This is a genomic window from Actinotalea sp., assembly GCF_041597215.1.
In the GTDB taxonomy this organism is placed as follows: Bacteria; Actinomycetota; Actinomycetes; order Actinomycetales; family Cellulomonadaceae; genus Actinotalea.
The window spans coordinates 1-3,669 of record NZ_JBFHHB010000282.1; the positions used below are offsets into that span (position 1 = coordinate 1).

4 protein-coding genes and 1 pseudogene are annotated in these 3,669 nt (G+C 71.9%); 3 read left to right on the plus strand and 2 right to left on the minus strand.

Annotation, left to right across the window (positions count from 1 at the left end):
* Both ABWK99_RS14610 and ABWK99_RS14615 read left to right on the plus strand, forming a co-directional pair.
* Positions 1 to 190 (plus strand): annotated as a pseudogene (locus ABWK99_RS14610) (TetR/AcrR family transcriptional regulator); the annotation flags it as partial.
* An 89-nt stretch (positions 191 to 279) separates the two neighbouring features.
* On the plus strand, positions 280 to 1,245 hold the full coding sequence (locus ABWK99_RS14615; protein ID WP_372595429.1) for a sucrase ferredoxin: 966 nt from the start codon (positions 280 to 282) through the stop codon (positions 1,243 to 1,245).
* Positions 1,246 to 1,358: 113 nt separating this feature from the next.
* Here the strand turns inward: ABWK99_RS14615 and ABWK99_RS14620 are convergent, their stop codons facing one another.
* Positions 1,359 to 2,243, minus strand: a complete 885-nt coding sequence (locus tag ABWK99_RS14620; protein WP_372595430.1) for a hypothetical protein — start codon at positions 2,241 to 2,243, stop codon at positions 1,359 to 1,361.
* Between the two features lie 143 nt (positions 2,244 to 2,386).
* On the opposite strand from ABWK99_RS14620, the gene ABWK99_RS14625 reads away from it, so the two are divergent.
* Positions 2,387 to 2,944, plus strand: a complete 558-nt coding sequence (locus tag ABWK99_RS14625; RefSeq protein WP_372595431.1) for a TetR/AcrR family transcriptional regulator — start codon at positions 2,387 to 2,389, stop codon at positions 2,942 to 2,944.
* 27 nt (positions 2,945 to 2,971) lie between these two features.
* Here the strand turns inward: ABWK99_RS14625 and ABWK99_RS14630 are convergent.
* The coding region (locus ABWK99_RS14630; RefSeq protein WP_372595432.1) for a hemolysin III family protein at positions 2,972 to 3,669 on the minus strand (698 nt) is incomplete at its 5' end.

Below are 3,669 nucleotides of genomic sequence, written 5' to 3' on the forward strand. Positions count from 1 at the left end.
GATCGGCGCGCAGGATGCCGCACTGCGCGCGAGCCTCCTCGGCAGCCAGGTCGTCGGGCTGGTCATGGCCCGGTACGTCGTCGGCATCGAGCCGCTCGCCTCGATGCCACGAGCCGAGGTGGTGGCTGCCGTCGCGCCCACGCTCCAGCGCTACCTCGCCGGGGAGGTCGCGAGCGCACCACCCGGATGAGCCCCGAGCGCCGGAGCAACGGACCGGCCCACCGGACCGGCCGACGGGACGAGGCCGCGGCCCTGCCTCTCCCGGGTTAGCGTGCCTCCGTGTCCACCGAGACGAGCCCCGCCCTGCCGAACGGCGACCCCGCGGCCGCCTTCCCCGGCGCACGGAGCTTCTGCTCGACGCTCGCCACCGAGGAGCCCCTCGCCGGCACCGCACCCCACCGTCCGTCCTGGGCGCTGATCGAGCACCCCGGCCCCTGGGGTCGCGAGGCGCTGCTCGACGCACCGTGGCCGGAGCCGGGGCTCGGTGCACGGATCGCCGCCGCTGTCGACGCGGCGGGCGTTCGCGCCGTCCTGGCCAGGGAACCCGGGCGTCGGGGGCGGGCGCCGGCCGTGCCGTCGACCGACCCGCGCGCACCGCGTGAGGTCCTGCTCGCGCGGTGCGGTCCCGAGGGCTGGCTCGCCCGCCGCGAGGTGCCGACGACCGACCTGGCAGAGCTCGACTGGGCGGGCCTGGCGCAGAGCGACGACGTCCCGGCCGGTTGGACGCGCGTGGCACCCCTGTGGGCGGTGTGCACCCACGGCACACGGGACGCCTGCTGCGCGCGTCTCGGGCGCCCGGTCTCCGAGGCATTCGACGCCGCGGCCCCCGGTGCCGTGCGCGAGATCTCCCACTCGGGCGGCCATCGCTTCGCCGGGGTGGCGCTCGCCCTGCCGACCGGTCTCATGCACGGTCGCGTCACACCGCAGGACGCCGCGCTCCTGGTGCGATCGGTGGCGGCCGGCCGGGTCGTCGACCGCCTGCTGCGCGGTGAGGTCCACCGCCCTGCGGCGGACCAGGTCGCGACCGCCGCGCTGCGTGAGCGGCTGGGCGACGACAGGCTCGGTAGCCTCACGCGCCACGGGCCCGCCTGGGAGCACCACGACAGCGACGGCAGGACGAGCAGGTGGCTGGTCGAGGTGACCGAGCACCCCGGGCCGACGCGTCCGGCGTCCTGCGGAGCGGCTCCGTCCTCGTCGAGCGTCCTGCGCGCGACCGTCCTCCCGGCCACCACCGACGGCCTCTGAGCACACCGGACCCGCCGGGCCGTGACGGCACCGGCGGGTCCGATGGTGGTCCACGAGGATCGGGACCGGGGAGGGCCGTGCCGCCCGAGGGGGGGCGAGCGGCACGGCGGGGCTCAGGCGGAGACCGGAACCGGCTGGTCGGCCGACGTCCCGGACCCGTCCTGCCCTGGCTCGGCCACCCGGCCACGGCGGAAGCTCACGGCCGACTTGCCGGTGTCGAGCTGCCAGGTGAACCAGAAGAGGAAGGGCACCGCGATGACGAGGTTGAGGACGCCCCAGGCCTGCAGCACGCCCTCGTTGAACCAGCTGGAGGTGTCCATCGTCGCCGGGAAGATGTCGAAGCAGGCACGCAGCAGCAGGTGCGCGGCAAGGGTGTAGATCCGTGCCGTGATGTAGAGCTCCGGGCGCTTCTTGAACACCGGGTAGAGCTCGGCGGCGAGCAGGATGCACAGGCTGGAGCCGAAGTAGACCGGCGACTCGGCGTAGACGAAGGCGGCGTTCCACATCGTGTAGAGCAGGTTCCAGCCGACCGTCGTGTACGCGATCAGGTCGGAGCCACCGGTCGTGGTGATGGTCCAGAACTTCGGCACGTAGGGGATCGTCACGCACAGCACCGCTCCGGCGAGCGCGTTGGCGTAGTTGCCGAGCTGGATGTCCTTGACCACTGCCTCGGTGATGTTGAGGAAGAGGATCCCGTAGAAGAACCAGACGAACTTCGGCGAGCGCAGGACGTCCCACACCCGGCCGGTGCGCTGCTCGTGCACGGCGACGCGGGACAGGCCCACGACGATCGTCGGCAGGATCACCGAGAGGATCTTGAACCAGCGGAACCAGCCGTCGACGTTGCCGGTGAGGATCCAGATCGGGAAGGTCAGCAGGCTCGCCGCCCAGAACCACGCCGAGGCGCGCGGGTGGGCGCGGAAGTAGGACACGACCCAGATGAGGAACCCGAAGTAGATCGGCATGGCCAGGATGTTGGGCCACCACTGGATGGTCATGGGGTGCTGCTCCTTCGTCGGTGCGCGTCGCGCTCTAAACGGACATCGGTGTCCGGTTAGACCAGGATGGACCCTCCTGGGAGCGACGGACAGGGACCATCGGCCTGCCTGTCCCGCGAACGGGGAGGTCCTACGATGCGCGGGTGACCCAGCGCAGCGATGCCCGCCGCAACCGGGAGTCCTTGCTGCGCGCCGCGGACGAGGTCTTCGCGGCGGAGACCGTCGATGCACCCCTGCAGCACGTGGCCGAGCGAGCCGGCGTCGGGCGCGGGACGCTCTACCGCCACTTCCCCGACCGCTACGCGCTCGCCGCGGCGCTCTACGAGGAGCGCCTGGCCCGGTACGAGGCGCTCGCCGAGGAGCACAGCGAGGATCCCGAGGTGCTCCTCGTCCTGCTGGACGCGGTGACCCAGGAGCAGAGCCGGATCCCCGGGCTGTTCCGGCTGATCTTCGCCGACGAGGAGGGGCGGGGCTACCTCGAGCCCCTCTGGCGGCGCTCGATCGAGCTCTTCCGCGCACCCCTCGTCGCGAGCAGGGCCGCCGGGAGGGTGCGTGAGGACCTCGACGTCGACGACGTCCTCATGGTCGTCGGCATGGTCTACGGCGTGGTCAACAGCCCTGCGGGCCTGCGTGGACCGTCGTCGGTCCGTCGAGCCCTGGACCTCGTGCTCACCGGTCTCGTCGGACCCGCGCGGGACTGAGAGCGCGGGCCGGGCCGGGCCGGGAGGCTAGGCCGGCAGGACGTAGAGGTACATCAGCAGGTAGTGCAGGAGCGCTGCCACCACGACCATCACATGCCAGATCTCGTGGAAGCCGAGCACCCCGGGCCACGGGTTGGGCCGTTCGACGACGAAGACCACGAACCCCGCGCTGTAGACCAGGCCGCCGGCCGCCATGAGCAGCACGGAGCCCCACGACAACGAGGCTCCCGCGCCCACGAGGAGCACGGGCATCCACCCGAGCGCGATGTACAGGGTGTTGGTCACGTACTTCGGCAGCTGGCGCAGCAGCGAGCGCAGCACGATCCCGATCGCGGCGATCGCCCAGACCGCGCCGAGCACGGTCCAGCCGTACGTCGAGCGGAAGAGCACGAGCACCAACGGGGTGACCGAGCCCGCGATGAGCAGGAACACGGAGTCGTAGTCGAGCGTGCGCAGCACCTCGTTGACACGCGGGCCCCGATCGATCCCGTGGTGCAGCGTGCTCGACAGGAAGAGAGTGACGACGGAGAGCCCGTAGACGCTGAAGCCGACGATCTTCCACGGGTCACCCAGCGCGCCCGCCTGGGCGATGAGCAGCGCTGCGCCGACGACGGCGAAGCAGGTCGCGAACAGGTGCGAGACCGTGTTGACGCGCTCGTCGGTCACATGGACGCTGCCGTCCCTGCTCAGCTGAGCCGTGTCCACCGAAGCCCTCCCGTCGGAAC